Origin of the sequence: Thauera phenylacetica B4P (genome assembly GCF_000310225.1) — a bacterium.
Taxonomy (GTDB): domain Bacteria; phylum Pseudomonadota; class Gammaproteobacteria; order Burkholderiales; family Rhodocyclaceae; genus Thauera; species Thauera phenylacetica.
Genome location: NZ_AMXF01000328.1, coordinates 1 through 3,326, shown reverse-complemented (window position 1 = coordinate 3,326; position 3,326 = coordinate 1). Strand labels below are relative to the sequence as shown.

The window sequence follows — 3,326 nt, the reverse complement described above, 5'->3', positions numbered from 1 at the left end:
GCTCGCCGCGCTGCGCGAGCTGCCGGGCGAGCGCGCGCCGGCCGTGGCGCCGCGGCTGCGGGTGGCGGTGACGCCCTCGTTCTGCCGCCAGTTCGTGATGCCCAAGCTCGAGCTGTTCCGCCGCGACTGGCCGGACATCGAGCTCACCCTGCAGGTCTCGATCCCGCTGCGCGACGTCGTCGCCGAGGAGGCCGACCTCGAGATCCGCTACGGTGCCGGCGGCTACGCCGACCTCGAGCATCGCCTGCTGCTGCGCGACGACGCGGTGCCCGCCTGCAGCCCGGCCTTCCTCGACGAGCACGGCCCCTTCGACGGCTTCTCCAGCGTGGCCGAGTGCAGCGCCACCGCGCTCGTGCGCAGCCCGCTCGAGCCGTGGTCGAACTGGTTCGCGCATTGCGGCCTGGCCCTGCCCGAGCCCGCGCGCGGCGCGCAGTTCAACGATCTCGGGCTGGCCTACGATGCAGCGGCGGGCGGCTTCGGCGTCGCCCTGGTGCGCCAGCGCCTGGGCGCGGCCTGGTTCGACAGCGGCCGCCTGCTGGCGCTGTCCTCGCGCCCGCTGCGTTCGCCCTACGCCCACTACCTGTGCTGGCGCCCGGGGGCGCTCGAACGCTGGGAATGCGCCGCCTTCGCCGATTGGCTGCAGGCGGTGCTGCCTTGATGCAGCGCCGCGCGGGTTGAATTTTCTTCAAGGGGCTGGAGAAGAGGCGTCAAACAGGCGCCCGGCGCGAACCTCTATACTCGATGCAGGCTGGAGGGGCCGGTGCGTGGACGCGGATTTCGCGGCGGCGGCGCGGTGGACGAGGCGCGATCGGCAGCGCCTGGCAAGGAGACGAGGATGATGCTGGAGAACGAGGCACTGGCGTTCGGCGAGACCGAGGGCGATTTTTCCGCGGTGGACAAGGCGCGCGTGATCGAGGCGCTGGGCAAGGTGCTGCCGCCCGGCACGCTGATGTACGACGCCGAGGACCTGCGTCCCTACGAGTGCGACGGCCTCGCGGCCTACCGCGCGCTGCCGCTGGTGGTCGCCCTGCCGAGCACCGAGGAGCAGGTGGTCGCGGTGCTGCGCATCTGCCACCAGATGGGCGTGCCGGTGGTGGCGCGCGGCGCGGGCACCGGGCTGTCGGGCGGCGCGCTGCCGCACACCCGCGGCGTGCTGCTGTCGCTGGCGCGCTTCAACCGCATCGTCGCGCTCGATCCGCTCGCGCGCACCGCCGTCGTGCAGCCCGGCGTGCGCAACCTGGCGATCTCCGAGGCCGCCGCGCCCTACGGCCTGTATTACGCACCCGACCCGTCCTCGCAGATCGCCTGCTCGATCGGCGGCAACGTCTCCGAGAACGCGGGTGGTGTGCATTGCCTCAAGTACGGCCTCACGGTGCACAATCTGCTGCGCGTGCGCGGGGTGACGATCGAGGGCGAGGTCGTCGAGATCGGCTCGGGCGCGCTCGATTCGGCGGGCTACGACCTGCTGGCGCTGGTGACCGGCTCGGAGGGCATGCTGGTGGTGCTCACCGAGGTCACCGTCAAGCTGGTGCCCAAGCCGCAGCTCGCGCAGTGCGTGCTGGCGACCTTCGACGACGTGGTGCGCGCGGGCGACGCGGTGGCGAAGATCATCGCCGCCGGCATCATCCCCGCCGGCCTCGAGATGATGGACCAGCCCGCCACCGCGGCGGTTGAGGAGTTCGTGCGCGCCGGCTATCCGCTCGATGCCAAGGCGATCCTGCTGTGCGAGGCCGACGGCACGCCGGAGGAAGTGGCCGAGGAGGTCGCCCGCGTGCGCGCGGTGCTGCAGGAGAGCGGCGCCACCGAGATCCGCGTGTCGCGCGATGAGGCCGAGCGCCTGCGCTTCTGGGCCGGGCGCAAGGCGGCCTTCCCGGCCGCCGGGCGGATCTCGCCCGACTACTACTGCATGGACGGCACCATCCCGCGCAAGCGCATCGGCGAGATGCTCACCGCGATCCAGGCCATGGAGAGCAAGTACGGCCTGCGCTGCATGAACGTCTTCCACGCCGGCGACGGCAACCTGCACCCGCTGATCCTGTTCGATGCCAACCAGCCCGGCGAGCTCGAGCGCGCCGAGGAGTTCGGCGCCGAGATCCTCGAGCTCTCTGTGGCGCTCGGCGGCACCATCACCGGCGAGCACGGCGTGGGGCTGGAGAAGATCAACCAGATGTGCGCGCAGTTCACGACCGCCGAGGTGCGCCAGTTCTTCCGCGTCAAGGCCGCCTTCGACCCGCCCGGGCTGCTCAACCCCGGCAAGGCGATCCCCACGCTCAACCGCTGCGCCGAGTACGGGCGCATGAAGGTGAGCAAGGGCCACGTGCCGTATCCCGACATCCCGCGCTTCTGAACCGGGTGCGTGAGTTGCGCCGCTCCACCCGGCGTCTTGACGGTTCATGTAGGAGCGCCGGCAGGCGCGAACCGGCGCCTCCGCCATCGATGCACCTGCCTGCCCCGACGGCGGCCTTCGCGCCTGCCGGCGCTCCTGCACGAAACGGCACGGTGATCGGAAGGGCGCGGCGTCGCCCGCGGCAACACACCGACGACCGCTGGCGCGGTCGGGCAAATGAATGACTGGACGATGAAACGATGACGACGATCGAAAAGGAATGGGCCGAGCGCGTGCGCGCAGCCGCGGCGGCGCGCACGCCGCTGTGCCTGCGCGCTGGCGGCAGCAAGGACTTCTACGGCGGGCCGCTCGCGGGCGAGCCCTTCGAGCTGCGCGCCAACCACGGCGTGGTTGCCTACGAGCCCACCGAGCTGGTGGTGACGGTGCGCGCCGGCACCCCGCTCGCGGAGCTCGAGGCGGTGCTCGCCGAGCGCGGCCAGTACCTCGCCTTCGAGCCGCCGCACTTCGGCCCCGGGGCCACCGTGGGCGGCTGTGTCGCCGCGGGTCTCTCCGGGCCGCGGCGGGCGAACGCCGGTGCGGTGCGCGACTTCATGCTCGGCATCAAGCTGCTCGACGGTCGCGGCGAGGTGTTGCGCTTCGGCGGCCAGGTCATGAAGAACGTCGCCGGCTACGACCTCTCCCGCCTGGTGGCGGGCAGCCTGGGGACGCTCGGCATCCTGCTCGAGGTCTCGCTCAAGGTGCTGCCGCGCCCGGTGGCCGAGGCCACGCTGCGCTTCGAGCTCGACGAGGCCGGCGCGCTGCGCCGCGTCAATGAATGGGGCGGGCAGCCACTGCCGGTGTCGGCCACGCTGTGGGAGGACGGCGTGCTGCACCTGCGCCTGTCGGGCGCCGAGGCGGCGGTGCAGGCGGCTTGCGCGCGGCTCGGCGGCGAGGCGCTCGCGCCTGCGACGGCGCAGGCCTTGTGGACCGCGGCGCGCGA

The 3,326-nt window shown here is 72.4% G+C and carries 3 protein-coding genes; all 3 read left to right on the top strand.

The features are described from left to right. Positions 1-658, top strand: a 658-nt coding sequence (locus tag C667_RS21370) for a LysR substrate-binding domain-containing protein (protein WP_004383550.1), incomplete at its 5' end; no start/stop codon positions are given. Positions 659-835: 177 nt separating this feature from the next. Then, positions 836-2,347 carry an FAD-linked oxidase C-terminal domain-containing protein gene (locus C667_RS21365; protein ID WP_004383549.1) on the top strand — a complete coding sequence of 504 codons (1,512 nt, stop codon included), beginning with the start codon at positions 836-838 and terminating at the stop codon, positions 2,345-2,347. 239 nt (positions 2,348-2,586) lie between these two features. Next, positions 2,587-3,326 (top strand): glycolate oxidase subunit GlcE (glcE, locus tag C667_RS21360; RefSeq protein ID WP_004383548.1); only part of this gene is annotated, 740 nt, incomplete at its 3' end.

What these genes read in the sequence shown, in the direction of transcription:
- C667_RS21365 (WP_004383549.1), top strand. Translation starts at nt 836, where the DNA reads ATGATGCTGGAGAACGAGGCACTGGCGTTCGGCGAGACCGAGGGCGAT.